The 17,535-nt window shown below is 52.5% G+C and carries 22 protein-coding genes; 3 read left to right on the top strand and 19 right to left on the bottom strand.

The genetic code is table 11. The annotated features are described in order from the left end of the window. Positions 1-38 precede the first annotated feature (38 nt). The 13 genes from AC2FC2_RS22660 to AC2FC2_RS22720 all read right to left on the bottom strand — a co-directional run bounded on the left by AC2FC2_RS22660 (position 39) and on the right by AC2FC2_RS22720 (position 10,202). Positions 39-494, bottom strand: a complete 456-nt coding sequence (locus AC2FC2_RS22660) for a hypothetical protein (protein WP_129942263.1) — start codon at positions 492-494, stop codon at positions 39-41. A gap of 195 nt (positions 495-689) precedes the next feature. Next, positions 690-929: a hypothetical protein gene (locus AC2FC2_RS22665; RefSeq protein WP_129942262.1), complete on the bottom strand. Its 240-nt coding sequence runs from the start codon at positions 927-929 to the stop codon at positions 690-692. Between the two features lie 502 nt (positions 930-1,431). After that, entirely contained in the window at positions 1,432-2,157 is a 726-nt protein-coding gene (locus AC2FC2_RS22670) for a plasmid SOS inhibition protein A (protein WP_129942261.1), read from the bottom strand. Continuing rightward, the gene (gene psiB, locus AC2FC2_RS22675; protein ID WP_048795550.1) at positions 2,154-2,591 is read right to left on the bottom strand and encodes a conjugation system SOS inhibitor PsiB; all 438 of its coding nucleotides are present in this window, start codon (positions 2,589-2,591) and stop codon (positions 2,154-2,156) included. The genes AC2FC2_RS22670 and psiB overlap by 4 nt, the downstream gene beginning before the upstream one ends. Before the next feature lie 34 nt (positions 2,592-2,625). Next, positions 2,626-4,689, bottom strand: a complete 2,064-nt coding sequence (locus tag AC2FC2_RS22680; RefSeq protein WP_129942260.1) for a ParB/RepB/Spo0J family partition protein — start codon at positions 4,687-4,689, stop codon at positions 2,626-2,628. Positions 4,690-4,776: 87 nt separating this feature from the next. Further along, the gene (locus tag AC2FC2_RS22685) at positions 4,777-5,067 is read right to left on the bottom strand and encodes a ribulokinase (RefSeq protein WP_129942259.1); all 291 of its coding nucleotides are present in this window, start codon (positions 5,065-5,067) and stop codon (positions 4,777-4,779) included. Positions 5,068-5,758: 691 nt separating this feature from the next. Beyond that, positions 5,759-6,163, bottom strand: coding sequence for a DUF1380 family protein (locus AC2FC2_RS22690; protein ID WP_129942258.1), 405 nt, complete (start codon positions 6,161-6,163; stop codon positions 5,759-5,761). Between the two features lie 56 nt (positions 6,164-6,219). Next, positions 6,220-6,645, bottom strand: coding sequence for an antirestriction protein (locus AC2FC2_RS22695; protein ID WP_129942257.1), 426 nt, complete (start codon positions 6,643-6,645; stop codon positions 6,220-6,222). A gap of 423 nt (positions 6,646-7,068) precedes the next feature. Beyond that, a complete protein-coding gene (locus AC2FC2_RS22700; RefSeq protein WP_129942256.1) occupies positions 7,069-7,290 on the bottom strand; it encodes a YubE family protein in 222 nt (73 codons plus the stop codon). 16 nt (positions 7,291-7,306) lie between these two features. After that, positions 7,307-7,951: a DNA methyltransferase gene (locus tag AC2FC2_RS22705; protein ID WP_129942255.1), complete on the bottom strand. Its 645-nt coding sequence runs from the start codon at positions 7,949-7,951 to the stop codon at positions 7,307-7,309. 571 nt (positions 7,952-8,522) lie between these two features. Then, positions 8,523-8,864 (bottom strand): hypothetical protein, encoded by a 342-nt coding sequence (locus tag AC2FC2_RS22710; RefSeq protein WP_129942254.1) that lies wholly within the window; start codon positions 8,862-8,864, stop codon positions 8,523-8,525. Further along, entirely contained in the window at positions 8,857-9,240 is a 384-nt protein-coding gene (locus AC2FC2_RS22715; protein ID WP_129942253.1) for a plasmid partitioning/stability family protein, read from the bottom strand. Before AC2FC2_RS22715 ends, AC2FC2_RS22710 begins: the two co-directional genes overlap by 8 nt. 5 nt (positions 9,241-9,245) lie before the next feature. Then, positions 9,246-10,202, bottom strand: coding sequence for a plasmid segregation protein ParM (locus tag AC2FC2_RS22720; RefSeq protein WP_129942252.1), 957 nt, complete (start codon positions 10,200-10,202; stop codon positions 9,246-9,248). A 285-nt stretch (positions 10,203-10,487) separates the two neighbouring features. On the opposite strand from AC2FC2_RS22720, the gene umuD reads away from it, so the two are divergent. Together umuD and AC2FC2_RS22730 are read left to right on the top strand one after the other, a co-directional pair. Then, positions 10,488-10,913 (top strand): translesion error-prone DNA polymerase V autoproteolytic subunit, encoded by a 426-nt coding sequence (gene umuD, locus AC2FC2_RS22725; protein WP_207213227.1) that lies wholly within the window; start codon positions 10,488-10,490, stop codon positions 10,911-10,913. Then, positions 10,913-12,187, top strand: coding sequence for a Y-family DNA polymerase (locus tag AC2FC2_RS22730; RefSeq protein WP_129942250.1), 1,275 nt, complete (start codon positions 10,913-10,915; stop codon positions 12,185-12,187). Before umuD ends, AC2FC2_RS22730 begins: the two co-directional genes overlap by 1 nt. A gap of 59 nt (positions 12,188-12,246) precedes the next feature. Here AC2FC2_RS22730 and AC2FC2_RS22735 read toward each other — a convergent pair whose 3' ends face one another. The 5 genes from AC2FC2_RS22735 to AC2FC2_RS22755 all read right to left on the bottom strand — a co-directional run bounded on the left by AC2FC2_RS22735 (position 12,247) and on the right by AC2FC2_RS22755 (position 15,482). After that, on the bottom strand, positions 12,247-12,552 hold the full coding sequence (locus tag AC2FC2_RS22735) for a molecular chaperone (protein WP_129942249.1): 306 nt from the start codon (positions 12,550-12,552) through the stop codon (positions 12,247-12,249). A gap of 56 nt (positions 12,553-12,608) precedes the next feature. Further along, positions 12,609-13,292 (bottom strand): ParA family protein, encoded by a 684-nt coding sequence (locus AC2FC2_RS22740; RefSeq protein ID WP_129942248.1) that lies wholly within the window; start codon positions 13,290-13,292, stop codon positions 12,609-12,611. A gap of 201 nt (positions 13,293-13,493) precedes the next feature. After that, positions 13,494-14,279, bottom strand: coding sequence for a site-specific integrase (locus AC2FC2_RS22745; protein WP_219016820.1), 786 nt, complete (start codon positions 14,277-14,279; stop codon positions 13,494-13,496). After that, positions 14,279-15,100 carry a hypothetical protein gene (locus AC2FC2_RS22750; protein ID WP_129942247.1) on the bottom strand — a complete coding sequence of 274 codons (822 nt, stop codon included), beginning with the start codon at positions 15,098-15,100 and terminating at the stop codon, positions 14,279-14,281. The genes AC2FC2_RS22745 and AC2FC2_RS22750 overlap by 1 nt, the downstream gene beginning before the upstream one ends. 142 nt (positions 15,101-15,242) lie before the next feature. Then, a complete protein-coding gene (locus AC2FC2_RS22755) occupies positions 15,243-15,482 on the bottom strand; it encodes a hypothetical protein (protein ID WP_490659947.1) in 240 nt (79 codons plus the stop codon). Positions 15,483-16,064: 582 nt separating this feature from the next. On the opposite strand from AC2FC2_RS22755, the gene AC2FC2_RS22760 reads away from it, so the two are divergent. Then, positions 16,065-16,754 (top strand): hypothetical protein, encoded by a 690-nt coding sequence (locus tag AC2FC2_RS22760; protein ID WP_128865557.1) that lies wholly within the window; start codon positions 16,065-16,067, stop codon positions 16,752-16,754. 31 nt (positions 16,755-16,785) lie between these two features. Here the strand turns inward: AC2FC2_RS22760 and AC2FC2_RS22765 are convergent, their stop codons facing one another. Beyond that, positions 16,786-17,475 (bottom strand): RES family NAD+ phosphorylase, encoded by a 690-nt coding sequence (locus AC2FC2_RS22765; RefSeq protein WP_128865556.1) that lies wholly within the window; start codon positions 17,473-17,475, stop codon positions 16,786-16,788. Positions 17,476-17,535 lie beyond the last annotated feature (60 nt).

Raw genomic sequence — 17,535 nt, forward strand, 5'->3', positions numbered from 1 at the left:
AGAGACTTTGTTTTATTCACGTAGCTACATCTGCATATCTATTGACATCTTTCGGCAATGTCAGCGTTTACCATTTCTCTCACGAGGTTTACTGATTTTTTACTGGCAGGGGTGGAGCGGTATTTTGACGTCTGCATAAATACATAGGTATTACCACTTTCGACATAATAAACAAATCTAGCCCCGATACGACTTATATCTGTTCGGCCAGAGACAATACCGCATACAGCGGCGCTATCTTTATGATGATAAACCCTAACATTGGAAAATGTCAGTCCAGCAGAAGGTTTAAAGTCTCTATCGCAGTTTTCTAAAACATCACTTTCACTGCTTACGCGAGCCAGAATTTTTGCTGAAGCGCACATATTCCTGCCATAATCATTCTCCACTTTGGTCTGCACGGCTTTTTTAGCCTCAGAGATCGTTTGTTCATCGGATTTATTGCAGCTTACTAATAGTGCTGTCGAGATACATACCACTAAAATTTTATTCAATCTGATTAGTTCCTGCTGGGGCATGTTGCGATAAATTTTTCGGGTGTCGTCACTGGTCCTCCGGTGTCTGCATTCGAGCTTGATCCAAGCACCGGAACCCTATTATCTTAATTCCTTTCTTCATTGGACACACAGGTAATTCTGCCCATCGCCCACCAAAAAAAATCTTTCATGGCTTTATCAAAGGGGTGAGGCTTAGTTTTCTATGTTGTGGGATTCAGCTATAAGACGAAAAATCTGAGTCATGTGATTAGCATCGACAGGGTCGGATATTTCATCTGGATGAGAGTATTTTGATACTGCGATTAAATCACGAGCATAATCATAAACAGGTGAAATCCCCGATTCCATTAATACACGATAGATATACCGGCAGGTGTCGATATTGTAGTTACCCGTTTTTTCTGGTTCGTTTCGAAGTTTTACTCTCGTCATATCAAGCACCTTTTGCGAATTGGATGTTCAAAAACAGTATATCGGCAACCTATCTCCAGATCTTGGTCTTTTTGACCTTCCATTTTGACGTTCAAGTAATTCTGTCCAGTTATCCCGCCCTTATCCCCGCTTCTGTGGATAATCTACATCTGGTGCCCCGCTGACCGGCGCACCACTCTGGTACCTTCGCGCCCATCCCCGCCGTACAGAGTGCTCCCGCCCTACGCAAATCGCGCGGTACTGCGTGGACGTTCCGGCACATTCGGAATAAATGTCCAGTGAACAACACGTGTAGATCGGAATTAAAGTTCTTTACTTAATCCAGAGATTTAAGCTTTGTTGTTTTCATAAATACATACGTCAGCTGTTCGCTCAAAGCAGACTGTCAGATTTGATTGTGTAGTGCCAGTGAAAACTGTCTGATCAAATCTGAGCTAATACATATCAGGCATGGCGACGTCATAGCCGCAGTGGCGAAGCCACCGCAGCTTGACGTTCGGTTTTATCGGCACACCAAGCGATTGGGAATACGCGCACGGTTATCCGATCGGGCCGCCCCTGGCAACACGGCGCTGATCTGACCTACCTGTAACCGCGCCTCCCAAAACGGCATCGCAGCCCAATGGTAGCGATCCAGCTCGGCCAGACAGGGGAAACGCGTCGTCCACGCAAAGACCATGTTACTCAGGTCAAACTCTTCGATCCCCTGCTGTTGCCAGCGTTTTAACCAATCCTCGTGATCGCCCGGGGCCACAAACGCCAGCTCAATCTCCGCCTGTGCCAGCCTGACCTGATAGCGGCGTCGCTTATGCCACTTCACCTGTTTTTCTAGCCGTTGTTGCCGGGTCTGTTTCATCGCCAGTTTGTGCTCAAAACGCTGCCGACGGCGGCGGCTGACCTCGGGGAACAGCGTATCTCGCGTATCACCGGGCAGCGGGGAATAACACTGCTCGCCCCGGCTGGCAATCAATGTATTCAACGCATCGACATAGTCTTCCAAACAGGAAGTCCGATGGCGATCGCCGGGGCGGTAGGTAATGTCGATCATACGCATGTCCTTGGCTGAAATAGTGGAGCGTCCGGTCAGTTGACGAAAAAAGGCGTTGGCATAGGCATAGACAGCCTGCCGTCTGCCCGTCTCGCGACGGGCCTCAACCTGAGCAATGGCAAACCATACCGCCTGCCGGTAGGGGTGCCACGGCACCAGAGCCATATGGTTCGGGATCACAGGCAATGTCCTCCCATCCGCAGTGCAACTGCCAGTTTCTCCGGTCGCCAGAACCCCTGCCGGTAATACACGGCAACAGTCGTCAGTACGCGATTAACGATCGCCGGTGTATAGGTATCATCCAGGTACAACCACGCCTGAGACTGACCATCGTCAAAGGGAAGTATCATCGACCAACCCGGAACATCGGCTCCCGCGCTGCACAGATACACCGCCGTGGCCTCATCGCCTGCCGGGCTTATACGACACACGACCGGCACCCGCCCGCAAAATTCACAGCCTTCTTCCGCATTGACCCGCCAGCCTTCCGGCACCGTCAACTGACTCAGTACGGCACAATTGAGCATCACTCGGTACTCCATACCCTGCTCACGGTACTGCTCCAGATCGAGCGGACTCATGCTCATCAACTGCTCAAGGTTCAATTTTTTCATGATGTTATTGCCGCCCAAAGGGCGGCACCTCCGGTCAGGCAGCAACGTTATCAGGATGGGCAATATCGTCAGCAGCATCAGCTTCATCGCTAGCGGGCAGCAGGCAATCAGGCACCCAGCCGCTGGCGCTCAGTTCGTCCTCGGCCAGCTGCGCGGCGTCGCCCTTCTTCATCTTGAGCACCGAGGCCGCCTGCGCCACTTTTCCGGCATCAACCAGCGCATCGCTCATGAGCTCTTTACTGATACGGCCAAAGTAATTGGCCTTGGTCGGTTGCCACCACTCGCGCAGATTGAAATCCAGCGCATGCTCGAGTGCCGTCAGTTCACCGCCAACTTTGCCATCCCTCGCAGGCCACAACTGGATGGCATCGAGAGACTGGCCGACGCAGTACGCCAGCAGCGCCACGACGTCGGCCTGTTCCCACGTCAGCAACCATGTGAAATCGGTATTCCACTCCGGCGGCAATTTGGCCTCCCACTGCGCGTGCAGCTCGCCCAGTTGGCGATCGGCGCAGCTTCCTTCCGCTGTCGGAGCTTTGGTCAGCAGTTCCGCGCGTTTGGGTGTCAGGTCGGTTTTGAGCAGCGAACCGGCGTAGCGTGAGCCGAACACCTTCACGGCCAGTGTGTGGGTGTGCAGTGCCAGCGCGACAGTCGGGTTCTCGACCAGCGCACCCATCACCGCCAGCGAGCGCTCTGCCGACAGGCAGGTGATCAACGCCGCTGACAGCCCTTTCTCCTTGGTTTTCGGTGCGGTTTCCGTGGTCGTCACTGTCCCGTCACCGTTGTCATCTCCGGCAGGCGCGGTTGTCGCTTCGCTCGCACGTAACACGATACCGCGCTGGTAAACCACGTCCCCGCCACGCAGAGACACCATTACCCCGCCAGTACTGCGCATCGCCTGCGGCCATGACCGGATAGTCGCCTGTTCGGTGAGCCGCTCAATATCGGCCTGAACAGCGTCGCTTTCGGCAATCATCACGTCAGTATCAGTATCGGCATCCGCTTCTTCGAATGCCGCTTCCAGCGCAGCAAACCGCGCTTTCAACCGGGTGATCTCGGCCTGTTCGTCGCCTGTGAATTCCGGCAGCGGTTCAGCCATCTCACGGTACAGCTCAGCATCTTCACCCCACGTTTTAATGGCCGAAATGCGGCCTTCCGCCCAGCTCCAACCCTCGGACTCGGCAACCTGCTGCGCCAGTGCGTGCAGTTTTTCGCGGGTAAGACGCTCCAGCAACGCCGGTTCGGTCAAAAAACCTTCGTCGGTAAACAGATCGAATTTGAAGGTGCCGCCAGCCGACTCGTAGGCTTCGCGCCCGACGAACGCCAGTTGGCTGTTGTCTTTGGCCGAGACTTCGTCTGTCAGCACGGCCTCGCGCAGGTGCTGCGGCGCGGCCGCCCAGCCGTGCGCGTTGATCCACACGTCACATTGACGTTGATGATCTTCGGTTGCCGACAGCGCTTGCAGCTGGTCGAGTGTGATTTTGTCGTCGGCCAGCGCATCGAGCAGTGCCGGTGCCATCGTCGCCAGCCTCAGGCATTTTTGAACGTGCTTGGTGCTGAAGCCCAGCAGGCCGCCAATCTGTGCAGGAGCACGCCCTTCTGCCGACATTTCACGGAAAGCGAAGACCTGATCAGCCGGGTGCATCTGCTCGCGCTGGCTGTTTTCCGTCAGGGAAATGATGCGCGCCATCTCCTTGCTGACGATCAGTACATCAACCGCGTAACCCGCATTGACGATGCCGTCCGGCGTAGTCTTGTCGGCGTCGTCTTCACGCCCCATCAACCACCGCAACGCCAGCGTGCGCCGCTCACCGGCGGCTACGCCAAACTGACCGTCCTCCATCTCGAAGACAATCAGGTTCTGCAACAACCCGACCGAGCGGATACTGGCGGCCAGTCCTTCGATCGATGCCTGTGAGGTTTTTTTCTTGCGCACGTTCAGGCCGTCCAGTTCCAACTGGCCGAGCGTGGCCGTTTTGCGCACGGCTTTTGCCAGTGCCGCTTCGATATTTTCCGCAACGACGCTTTTCTTCGTCGCGGATTTGGCCGTGCGGGTTGCTTTGGCCGTGGCTGGTGCTTTAGACTCGATAGTTGACATGTGATAGCTCCTTCAATGTTATTGCTGTTGTGCCAGTCCCGATGGCGTCAGGACTGACGGTGAGAAAGCAGCGGAAACGCTGCTTTTTTATCGCCTGAAATTCAGGCTCCAGTGGGTCAGGGTCATCTGATCACTGGCCGCAACCGGCCAGCCGTTGACGATCCAGACCGCGATGGTGTCGAAATCCCCAAAATCCGCGTAAACCTCCACCGCCCCTGCCGGAACAACCGGAGGCTCACTGGTGCCAGTCGAACGGCCACAAACCGCCTTCACGAAACAAAACAGGTCATACACTTGTGGTACGGTCAGATCGCAGTTGGTCTGTGCTGATGCTGCTGTAGGCTTCGTTGTCGCGTCGTTGACGTTTTGTTGAGCCATGTTGAAATCCTCCGTGGGTTGAAAACTGATGCCGCTGTGAGTATTCGCCGTCGCAATAAAACTGATCCAGCACGGCGAGGAGCGGCGGCAAGGGGCGGAGACAAAAAGTTTTTAAGACCGGAGGGAGGGAAAAGTTTTTGACGGAGTTCATATACCCCTTGCCGTTTCAGCGAGGCGTTGTGCTGTTATCAGTTGCGGCGGGAAGACTGACTGCGGCTAATGCAACCCGGCCGATTGAATAGGGATCAACCCGACACAACGGGCGCGACAGCGAACGTTGGGGCGGCCTTAAAGCGTGGACGGAACGACCGGCTACGCGGTTTTCCCTGAGCGGCGCGGCCTGTGGCCGCTGCAAGCGTGTCGTTGCGTCATGGGATGGAAGCCCGCAGGGGGGCGACGGTGTGCCGGCGCCATGCGCAGCACGACAGCCCGCCCGGACGCCCGATACCGGTATCCACTCAGTACAAAGCCCCATAACCAAAAATGCAGAAACAGGAAGCATCACTCGACCAGGACGATAAACCGTCATGCCCAATCCACCTAAACAGCCCCACGCACAGCAGCGAAAGAGGGCGGCGCAGCCGCCACCTTCGGTAGCCTGACGCCGAAGGCGGCTGGCAAGGTTTTTCCGCGCGGCCAAAGTACACAGGGCAAGCAGGCCGCCGCTCTGACGGCCCTTTGTGGTGATAACCTAGGGATGTAACGCGGCCCGCAACGCCTCGATAGCACATTGTCCCCTGGATGTGTCTTCATCCCAACTTTCCGGGTCGTCTATATCTATAGTAATCGCGGCCAGTTCCAACACGGTTTCCAGTGCGCTGGCGCTCACCTCGACCTGTCGAGTCCGGCTGCGACTATCGGCGATTTTCGTTATTGCATCCTGAATGTATTGTTGATTGATACCGTACCGCTGATAGTCTTCAATATCAGAGCAGCCAATGGTTTCCAGTATTGCCAGCACATCGCCGTCGTTAGGGTTCCACTCCTGTGCAAAGTAACGCACGGCGTGTGCGTCCCATATCAGCACGGTAATAGGTTCGTCGCTGCCATACTCACGGAATAATTCCGCACACACGTCTTTCACGCTGCCAAACATAATTCACCCTCCTTCTTTAATGAGGGGCGGCATAGCCGCCCGTATTCAAATCCCTGTCAGTCCAGCGCGCGGCAGATGTCGGCGCGTTCCGGGTGCGTCTCGATATAGCGCCAAAGCTGCTCTTCCCGCTGCATAAGCAACTTCACCAGTCCGGCATTGCCCCGATCGTGATGCAACCAACAGCGGCGATTGATGGCCAGTGCCGTCAACACGATACCGGCGGCGTCACCGCTGAGGGTCTTGTCAAACCAGTTATCAGCGTTGATCAGGTGCACACGATCGCTGTCAGGTGCCATATAGCCGCCCCCCTCCGGTAAACGGATGAAGTGCCAAAACCCGCCGGTGTACTGCGGCAGATAGCGATCGGCGAGGGAATACACCTGCATTTCAGCGGGCAAAAAATCCTCGCCAAACAGATCCGGCAGAAACGACAGACGATCGGATTCACAGACTTGCAGCGTGACGGAATGAGCATGTTGCATGGGACTACCTCCAGAGTTTCAGGGTTCGCGACACCGGCCGGTGCCGTACCCATTCGAAAGGCCGGCCCCGAGGGAGGGAGGCAGGGGCGCCACCGCAAGCCGCAGCGCAAGCCCGTTGCGGGCTGAATGCGCCGTAACGGGTGCGAACGGGTGAGGAGGCGGCGAAGCGTACCCTTGCAGCCCGACCGTGCCGGACTAGCGTTTGGGTACGGCACAGGCCGTCACTACGCCGGGGCCGCAAAGGGAAAAGATTTAGAGAGGTGTAGGCAGGCCCAGCCAGCGTCCTTTGCGGCGCCGGCATCGCCGGCAAGTGCCGCGTGGCGGTTCTACGGACGCGGGGCGTTCGATGCGCCCTGGCGTCCGCAGGCTTACAGCGAGGCAACCCGGGCAGGTTTCCCTGCCCGGCTGCATAATGCCTGCGGTTCAATCTTTGAAATGGTGATCCAGTTCGTTGATAGCCTGATAGATTTCGACGTAACGATCGTGCGCGTCCCGCAGGATCTGACCGGCCAGGCATTCAGCCAACACCTCGCTGTTCCAGAAATACACGCTGACCAGCTCGCGCAGCCGCAGGTGCATCTCACACATGTCGTTGGACAGTGCCGCAATTGCGGCGCGCAGGTCTTCATTCCCGGTGTAGTTCATCGTTGATTTCCCTTTATTATGCTGCGTACTGGGCGCGCAGGCGATGCAACCGCTGCTGACCGATGGTGTGGTACTGCGCCAAAAGCTCGATGCCGATATAGCGCCGCCCGGCCTGATCGGCGGCGACACAAGTCGAACCTGAGCCAGCAAAGGGATCGAGGACAATCGCGCTGGGCTGAGTGAACGACTCAATCAACGGTTGCAGAATGGAAACCGGCTTTTCAGTCGGGTGGTGACGATTGCCGGTGTATTCCCAGGGCTGCACATCAGAGCGCGGTTGCGCCGGCAATGCCGGGCGCCCTTTCGCCAAAATGTAGGCACACTCATGCTGGTAGCCGACAAAGGCCGATTTGGAGGCGTAGGGTTTGGTAAACACCATATGCCCGACGACGCGGAACCCGGCCTGTTTCCAGGCGGCCATAAAGGTGTCTACCCGGTTCCAGCCGTAGAAACTCACCGCCAGACTGTCAGGCTTGAGCACCCGGAACATTTCACGGAACGCCGGCCGCACCCATTCATCATTTTTGTCGTTGGCAATGCTGCGACCGCTGCGGTCGGTATAGCCGACCAGATAAGGGGGATCGGTCAGCACAAAGTCAATGCTGTTTGACGGAAAGTCGGCCATCACCTGCACGGAATCACCCAGGATATATCGGGACATAAGGAATACCTCGCCATTCGAGGGGTGCAGGAGGAGGCCGGTACGGCCACCGTTCCCTGCTGCCCGATGTCATGGCAGGCAGGCACCGCCGCGTGTCAGGCCGACCGTGGAATACCGAGTCGGGGGCCGTATCGCCGGCGAGGATATGCCGCGAAAGCGGCTTGAAGGACGGGCACAGCCCGCCGCCACGCCATCAGCGGGGGCTGCCAATATGTCATCGGGCTGCAGGTGTGATTTAACAGGTGGTGATGAAGATTCAGGTGAATTATTTTCCGCCGTCAGGCGGCGAGGAAAACTGAGCGCAGCGACATCCTTTTTGATGAAACCACACCACGGGCTAACAGCACTCAACTGATGAGCAGGGAAAAAATCCAGCTCCGGACGCAAGGCCGCAGCGCAAATGACTGACCAGGGGGAAGGAATGCGAACGGGCACAGCAGCCGGCGGCTTGAATTTTTCCGGCACGGTGCGACTGTTAAGCGGAGGGAGGGAGTAACTGCTGACGATGGAGTGAAGGTTGACTCAATAAGGGGGGCGGACAGATTCGCCGCCAATTCATAGTCTGGCAGTGTCAGCGCGGATCGTGGGTTTTATCCAACAAACCAAGACGCACCATGTAAGTAATAACTGATTCTGGACGACGCTGGTATTCCTGAGCAAAAGCATCGACATCGAGCATGCCAGCTTGAGCCAGTGCGACCAGTTTTTCTTTTTCGTCTTCTTCCCAGCGCGCACCATGTCTTGGATAGTTCTGCTTAAAACCCGCACCAAGAGAAGAACGGTTGACAAGCTCACCCTGAAGGGCTGCCAACGTCTTATTTTCGACATCCTCTATCAGCCCCAGGGCCTGCAGTTCACGAGCAGCCTTCAAAAACTGACGGACTTCCCGGCCATGATCCCTAACCTTATCCATTATTCGAGGTCCCGAATAACCCCCGGGCATTGGCCCGGGTTTCTTCATCCGAAGAAACGGGATCGGGTGCAGGTACGGCTGGTAAGACCGTCGCTCCCCTGCCCTGTCCCTGCAACAGCGCTTCCGTTTCTCGCGGATAAACTGTTTTCAGTAACTGAAGCAGATCATCAAACGAGGTGTTGTTATTCAGCAATTCGCTGAATAAATATGGTAGCCGTTCATCCTGCTTGCCAAAAGCAAAACCGGTCAGCAACGCCGCACGCCACAAACGTCCCCTGTCTCCCTGAGGGGTTTCGTCTGTTTTCTGGCAGACAAAACGGTCCGCTTCATTGGTTTCAGGATTCAGGTAAAACGTTATTTTGCGTCGCGTATCCATATTGATTATCCGATGAGGTACATGCCGTTAACAAGGTCGAACTGAGACGAGCTGGTTTTGTAGAAACGCCCTTCCCTGACCGCACAGTGTTTTCTGACGGCATCTGAAATGAGTTCCGCACCACCTCCGATGACCATCACATGAGAGTATCCCTCAAAGCGGCTTACTGCATCAATCACGCGATTCACCAGTTTGGTATGTGCACCTTCTATGGCTTCCCGGACAAGAGCTATGCGGGAGGTGTCATTGATGCGGGACGCCAAATACTCAACGTCGTTGCGGTGAATGATAATGTCGTCTGCAAGATAACTGCTCCCCTTAGTTCTAGCCAGCGAGAGAGCATCCTTCACGGCTCCGGTAATCAGCGATACCCCCAGTGAGGAATCACCAAAAATACGGGAAATTCCACGCATTTTTCCCATAACCTGAGAAATATCCAGCGTTGTTCCCCCCAGATCAATAATCAGTAAAGAGTCCAGCTCATCGAGATTCTTCACCACCTCAAAGCCGGCCGGGATAGATTCAGGCATCACATCGACTTGGCGGATAGTAAATGTACTGCCGCCATTCAGCTCGACCGGACGTAAAAGGTTATCCACCTTACGCTTAATATTGGCTTCGTTTGGCTGGTTGTTTTTATCGTAATACTCAGCCAGGGGCAGAGTAACGATAATGTCTACTTCCTGAGGAGAAATGCCGGAAGTAAGCAAGGCATGGTGAACAGCAATGACATTCACGTCACTGTATTGCCAGGCCACATTCGTCGTTACAACTGCGTCAGGGCTGATGGCATCAAAGGAATAATGCTCTCCATTGAGGATATAGTTAAACGCCTGCTGGGCACCAAACGCAACAGCCCATTCACGCTTAAAACTGTTAGGGCTGATGGACTGTTTAGTCACGCCCTTCTCATCCCACTGCAATTTGATATTGGTTGAACCATCATCAATAAAGACTTTCATTGTACCCACCTTTGTCGTCACGAGAATAATTTGAGAATAAATTGAGAACAATATGAATTGTACTGCATTGAAGGTGTTAATCAAGCGAAAATGAGAACAATTTGAGAATAATTTGAGAACTAAAAGCGCACAGACAGCGCTTGCAATAGTCCTCTGAACCTCACTATTTTTCTCGTTGAAACAGAGTATTGAAATAAACACTGCTGCTACATCTTGCTTTATCTAAAAATCCCCAAAATAATGACTGTATATAAATACAGTGAATAGGTGAGCAAAATGACATCAATACAGTTTATAAAAGCAGCAGAGGAACCGGATATGCTCGCATTACCGCTATTCACTGACAGAGTTCCCTGTGGGTTTCCATCACCGGCCCAGGACTACATGGAAAGCGAGCTTGATTTGAACGATTACTGTATTCAGCGGCGCAGTTCAACGTACTTCGTCAGGGCCATCGGCGAATCTATGTCCGATATTGGGCTTCACAGTGGTGATCTGCTTATTGTTGATAAAGCCGAACGAGCGCAGCATGGGGATATAGTGATCGCCGAACTGGAGGGCGAATTCACTGTGAAGCGCCTGCTGCTTACCCCCCACCCAGCCCTCCAAGCTATGAACCCTGCATATCCCACCCTGTATCCTGACCCGGAGCAGTTGCAGATATTTGGAGTGGTTACGGCCTTCGTCCATAAAACACGGAGTTGCAACTAATGTTTGCTCTCGCCGACGTCAACAGCTTCTACGCCAGCTGTGAGAAAGTGTTCCGTCCGGACCTGAGGGATAAGCCAGTGATCGTACTCAGCAATAACGATGGCTGCGTGATTGCCCGTTCGAAGGAAGCAAAACAGCTCGGTATCAAAATGGGGGTACCATGGTTCCAGCTAAAAAAAACCTGTATATCTGGAAAAATTTATGTTTTTTCAAGTAATTATGAACTATATGCGAGTATGTCTAACAGAGTCATGGCTCATATCGAGGAGCTGGCAGCACGTGTCGAGCAGTACAGTATTGATGAAATGTTCCTTGATATCCGAGGTATCGACAACTGCATGAATTTTGAGGATTTTGGCAGGCAGTTGCGTGGTCACGTCCAGAATGGTACAGGTTTAACGATCGGCGTAGGAATGGGTCCAACAAAAACGCTAGCAAAATCAGCACAGTGGGCTTCAAAGGAATGGGCCCAGTTTGGAGGCGTGCTTGCGCTGACTCCCGGCAACCGTAGACGAACTGAAAAACTGCTTTCACTGCAACCTGTCGAGGAGGTCTGGGGCGTCGGCCGCCGCATTTCGAAGAGGCTGGCCACTATGGGGATCACAACGGCCCTGCAACTAGCACAGGCGAACCCAACATTCATCCGAAAGAACTTCAATGTCGTGCTGGAACGAACGGTCCGAGAGTTGAATGGAGAAAGTTGCATCAGCCTGGAAGAAGCGCCTCCGGCGAAGCAGCAGATTGTCTGCAGCCGTTCTTTTAGCGAAAGGGTCACCACACAAGTGGCCATGCACCAGGCTATTTGCCAGTATGCAGAACGCGCTGCTGAGAAGCTGCGCGAAGAGCACCAATACTGCAAGCATATTGCGGTGTTTATAAAAACGTCGCCCTTTGCCGTCAACGAACCATATTACAGCAACATGGCCAGTGAGAAGCTGGCAACGCCAATGCGTGATACCAGGGATATCATCGCCGCTGCTATGAAATGTCTGGAGCGCATCTGGCAGGATGGATATCGCTATGCCAAAGCTGGAATCATGCTCAATGATTTTACACCAACGGGTGTCTCACAGTTGAACCTGTTTGACGACGTGCAGCCCTCTCCGCGAAGCGATGAGCTGATGAAAGTACTCGACAGCATCAACCATTCGGGGTTGGGAAAAGTTTGGTTTGCGGGGCGAGGGATCGCCCCAGAATGGCAAATGAAACGAGAGATGTTGTCACCGGCTTACACTACACGCTGGAAGGATATACCGAATGCCGTACTTAATTAATACAAAAAGAATACCTAATATGTACATAAAAAGTATTTTTAGTGTATCAATAAGGTATTTTATTTATTTTTATCAAAGGCCCCGTCTTTTGCCAGTTTTTCCCGGAAAGCTTCCAGGATGTAAGGAGTCATAAGCAGGCTGGTTGTATTGTTTTCTTTAAGCCAATCGTATGCCTCCCACAGGTCTTCCGGTATCTGCAAATTCTTAGGCTTTCTGCCAACCTTCGTTTTCTTTACCGCAGGTACTGGAGTCTCCTGTTCCTGAAGAATGCGTTTCTTCACATCACCGCCTGCGCTTTCTTGCAAGGGAGCGTTCTTTGACGCCTCAGTAAGGCGGTTGAATAGGTTTTTTTTGGTAGTAGACATAATAAACCTTTTAAATACAAAATATGTACATTTTTAGTATCGAAAACATGCTTAAATCATACTTTTTCGATAGCTGTTCTCATATCAAGGAACAGTGATCGCATTGCATTTCCAGCTCGGCCATGGCGAGTCGCAACCAGTTCAACAATCCCCATCCCTTCACCAAATCTAGCCGGAAGAGTCTTGTCTGTAGGAATAGCCGTATCAAAGCGAACAAGGTTATCGAACTGGCTTATGAATGTATCAACATCTGTAAAATTGGTACGCTGGGGATGAACCTTGTTTAAAAGAACATGGGCTATTTTCTTCTCGCCCATATCCTTTGAGATCTGCTCCAGTACTTCACTGAACTTTTGCAGTCCAAGAATCTCCGAAGGATCGTCAATAAATGGGGAGATAATCAGATCTGCCGCACCAACAGCAGCACGTGTCAGCGCTGAGTCAAAGCCGCCACAATCAACAAGAACGGTTTTACCCTGCTCTTTTGCTGCTACTAGCTCAGTAATGAATCGGTTGGTAACGCCTTCCATATCATCTGTAAGACGAATGACGTTCCAACGCTTGCCCTCTGGCCTGAAAGAATTGAATGTAGAAATAGATGAAGTGTCATCCGTATCGTAAAACACATCAGGGTTAATCTCAGGCGCAATATTCAGAGCAATCATCGACTTCCCTGTACCACCCTTTTTAATCCCAACAGCAACTATCATTCCAGTGTATGGATTTAATGCCTTTTTCATATCTTAAACATCCATAAAATGTACATAATAAATACCCAATAAGTACAAAATAGCACAAACACCAATATATACCCAAAAAAATCCCATTTAGATACAAAAAGTGTACATAATATGTATCATTAAAAATGAAAGCACTTCAATACACCCTGGTATTCAGCCTAGCATCAGCGTGCCTGGCACCAGTGAGGGATTAAAGATAGCCTACAAGATTAGGTTCCTCTTCAGCATGGCAATGGCGTCAAGTTCCGGCATCTGAAACTGAACACGATGCCGTGCAGCCACGTCGAGCGCAAACACCTTCGTGTACACCTCCGTCGAACTCACTGACTTATGGCCCATCAGGCTTTGCAGCACCTTGAGAGGAATACCCGCATACAGCATGTGCATGGCGTAAGAGTGGCGGAACGTGTGTGGTGTCACAGGTACGGAGAACGTCACGCCGTCGGCGGCAGCTGCTTCTACTGCTTCGTACAGCCAAGTCCGCACCGTCCGGTCGGTGATTTCCCAGATACGCGCCTTCTCCATTTTACCGTTTTGCTTGTTGCGTCGCTCCAGTGGAATTTTCAGCGTGGCCACCATGGTCTGCAATTGCGCGACGTACTGCGGATCAGACAGCGGCACCAGGCGGTGTGCCGAGCTGCCGGCCGGGAGCCGGCCTGCGGTTCGCGCGGCCTTCTCTGCCCGCTGCTTGAGCGTGGCCAACTGCGCGAACGGGTAGGGCGGTGCCAGCGAAAAATCCCCCCTTGTCAGCGCCAGCGCTTCGTTAATCCGGGCGCCGGTATTCCACAGCGTAGCCAGCAACATCTTGCGGTGCAGATCCGGCACATAGTGGAGCAGGGCGCTCACCTCCGGAGCCAGCAGGTACTTCGGCAGTTCGTCCTGTACCAGTGCCATCTGGCGCAGCGCCAGCGCAGCCGGGTAGTCGATGGACACTGGCAGCTGAGCTGCAGTTCCTGGCTGCTGCCCCAGGGTAACGAGCCCGGTCATCAGGAGGCCTCTCCGGCTGGAGGTATGTTCAGTGCTGACGCTATAATTTCCCGGTTTTCCTCATTACGCAAGTTTCCGAAATAGCCCACTTCCAGGCGCAGGGACTGGTGTGCAGCCTCTATAAGGTCAGAGACTCTCTGCAGGGCATTCTGTAGCTGCTGCGCGGATATCGTTATTGGCACATCCTGTTCATCCACGCCGTTACGGTGCACCAGGTCGTTTCGCCAGTCTGCGATGATGCCCAGCGGCTTAACCGGCCAGATGGGTGGGATGTGCAGCACGGTCCCGAAATAGCGCTCAATGGTTTTAACATTATGAAGCGTCATTCGGGAAACATAATTCCGAGCCGCTGGCCTGAACAGGTCAATATCCATTGTGCGCGCCGCGAGTTTCTCTTTATTACTTACCCGTGGTGCGGATTTCAGGTAGAACTCATCAAGAAACCGTTTGAGAGGCCAGTCATGTTCCAGCAGGGCCCTGGCGCAGTACATCAGGTACGCCTCCATCACCGTCACGGCATGGACGAACGACATCCTGTACACCAGTTCAGGCTGCTCTTTATCGAGCAGGGCATATAACTTCTTCAGCTCCTGATTTGCGTGCAGGTAACGCTGATGAACATTGTTCAGGGAAGCCACAAACAGCCCGTGTTCATGATCCCACTGAGCCTGATCGGCAAGCGCCTCCTGCTCCCAGTAGTACAGGTTCGCGGCATGCTCCCATTCTTCAGAGTCGGGGACAACATCCGGGTAATTTTCCGCAAGCCATTCATCAAATCGTTCCGCTTCAATATCCAGCATCAGGTCTTTCATGCTTCCCATAACGCCAGTCCCTCTCTGTATGACTCTATAAATGATAAATCCCGTCAGCCCTGGTTGCCATATAACGGCCTGGCTCAAACGGCAACAATTGCCCCTTAACATAACCCGACAGGCTATGCGCCCGGCATAAGGCTCACAGTCTCTAATTGAGCCAAGCAGGACGAAGATCCGGACACTCGAACTCACTATCCAGTAACGACATATGCCAACACACCAGTTCTTCATCCGAGAGATCAAGTGCCATCGCACTTGTCGGCAGGGGGAACAGAGGAGGATCTCGGGGATAGTCGGTCATTTTCCATCCATTACTGCCCGGGGCGTAAAGGCGCCGGGCCACTTCCTCTCCGGCGTCGTCCAACAACAACAGTAAGGTCATAGACACAGCGTCATCATCGGTAGGCTGGCTCGTCCGGTAGAACCACAGGACATTGTCATCCCTTTCATCCCAGACCATGCCCAACAGTTCAGGAAACTCCATATAATTTCTGTCCTTATCATCACTATATTGATAATACGAATAATAGTTATTAGCTATAGAAAAGATCACGTCAGTTATCGTTAACTGGAATATAACCACATAGCGCAATTACCGGATACCCGTCCCGGCATGATCCGATTTTTTTGCATTTAACGATTTTCCGGAAGTGTACCACGGCGCCGAAAGGCGCAAAGCGCCCTTTTTCGCCCCTGCGCGGTAGGTCAGGGGAGAAGGGGTAAACACAACATGCGTGGGCTCTAGCATCACCGAAGATACCACATGATGTGTTTTTAGCGGGAGCGACAACCGGACAGAAAGGAAAGATCCGGGACACCAGAACTCGGATCTGAAAATGATGTGATAAGTAAAAACAAAAAAAGCACATAGATTAATAGCTAAAAACTATAAAAGCGGAGCAAGAACAAAACTTGCACAACTTAACGATTTATCGTAATATGTAAGGCATGAAATCGAAAAGGAGGTTTTATGAACACACCAACCCAAAAACGAAACGGTAATGATCGTTCCTCCACTATGCATAATTTTATGGGCAACAGCATTGCTGCAGAGCGTCTTCAGAATTTTTTTCAGGATCTGGCAGAGGAAGTCCGGTCAGGGAAAACACCGATTGATCCTGAGAGCATGGGGAAGACCGACGCGATTTTTACCATGGATACCATCCTGAAGTTTCTTGAAAATCGTGCGGTTAACAGCCTGACGCCGGAAAAAAAACGTCAGCAGCGACGTTTACACAGTAAGGCCCTTTTCCTTCAGACGCTGGAGAATGACGGCGGGGTTTACAACTCAGCTAAAGCTGCAGAAATGGTGGGCAAGAGTAAACCCACTGTTAAAACCTGGAAAGATACCGATCAGTTACTTGCCCTTGATATTGACGGTGAGTTTTATTACCCGGTGTTTCAGTTCACTGATGAGGAAGAGACCTCGGATAAAGGTGTGCTCCGGGGTGTGGCCGAACTGCTGCCTATGCTGAGCAGCTTCAGTGACAGAATGAAATATTCTTTCTTTATGGAACAGAGAAATACTGTCCTGGATGGCCTGAAACCTGCAGGACGTACGTTTACCGTCGCCGACGTTCTGAAAGGCAATCCGGATGAAAAAGTGATGAATGAATTACGCCGGCTGGCTCGCAATTACGGCACACAGAACGCAGTTTAATGAAAGGGGGTGCTTGCCCCCCCTTTATCAGTTATTCCTCAACAGGAATTCCCAGTTCATAAACAAGAATATCCGCCGCTTCCTTACCCTGATATTCAAACTGACTGAGACTTGTCTGGCTCCGGGTTGTCGCCAGCCCGGTTCCGGCTGGATCGTCATGCCATAGAACAAGGCATGGGTCACCGGTGACATTTGACGGAAACTCCATTCCGTCAAACCCTGCTGAATGAACCTTTTCAGCCAGATGATGAGTAACTGCACGTGTTGCCGTTGTCACATCATTCAACCTTAAATCACTGCCTTTAATCAGCTTACTGACCTGAAGGACCCTGATATCTTTCTCAATAGCTACGGTGCCCATCATGTAATTATCGAGATCCGATTCCCTGAGCCCTTTTTTATGCTGAAACACTTCCTTCATTGCCGTGTCAGGAGTTTGGGCCACGTACATGGAGCCATTCTCACCATCATTAAGACTGTAACGGCAATCCTCGCCATTACGATTGAAAAAGACACTGCTTCCGCCGTGACTACCGAGCTGAAGCCGGAACACTTCAGTTCCTGATGGCACGGTCATTCCGTACCGCTGGAGCTGTTCGTCCTGTAACTTCCCGATTTTATCGAGAGCTGCCACGTCCTGTTCATTCATGTCTGCATTTACAGAAGTTTCAACAGTCTGATTAACTTCGTCGTTTAGGTTTACCCCTGATTTTAAACTCATATTGATCACCGCCTTTCTGGTAAGGATTTACATAAGCCATAGGCTTAATCTCCATCGTTT

The organism is Serratia sp. CoH_122_TC_1 (assembly GCF_058191755.1).